We start from the raw sequence: 629 nt of genomic DNA on the forward strand, positions 1-629 counted from the left end.
CGCTTTATCTGTCCAACATTGCGCAACAAGTTCACTTAATCCACCGTCGTGACAGCTTTCGCGCAGAGAAAATCCTGATCGATCGTCTGATGGACAAAGTGCAGAACGGTAACATTGTGCTGCACACCGATCGCACGCTGGACGAAGTATTGGGCGATGACATGGGCGTGACCGGCGTTCGTCTTCGTAACACCCACACGGATGAGAGCGAAGAGCTGGCGCTGGCTGGCGTATTTATCGCGATTGGCCACAGCCCCAACACCGCCATTTTTGACGGCCAACTGGCGCTGGAAAACGGCTATATCAAGGTCCAGTCCGGTATCCACGGCAACGCCACGCAAACCAGCATCCCTGGTGTGTTTGCCGCAGGCGACGTGATGGATCATATCTACCGTCAGGCCATTACTTCGGCCGGTACGGGATGCATGGCCGCGCTGGATGCAGAGCGCTATCTGGATGGCCTCGCGACCCGATAATCTGCTGCCCTTTCCTCCGTATTCAGATCGTCCCACCTGAATACGGGGGTTATTCTGGCTCCCTTTTGGCAAAATTGATCTCTCCCCGCATTTTCTCTCTCCTTTTGGTTTGCACCTGCACTTTAGCGCGGTAACATGAGTCTACGCTGAATA

At 54.5% G+C, this 629-nt stretch carries 1 protein-coding gene; it reads left to right on the forward strand.

Features of this window, described 5'->3' with window-relative positions; translation table 11 throughout:
- A partial coding sequence (locus J5224_RS33770; RefSeq protein ID WP_264629233.1) for an FAD-dependent oxidoreductase occupies positions 1-476 on the forward strand: 476 nt, incomplete at its 5' end.
- Positions 477-629: the final 153 nt, after the last annotated feature.

It is taken from the genome of Candidatus Symbiopectobacterium sp. NZEC135 (genome assembly GCF_025962695.1).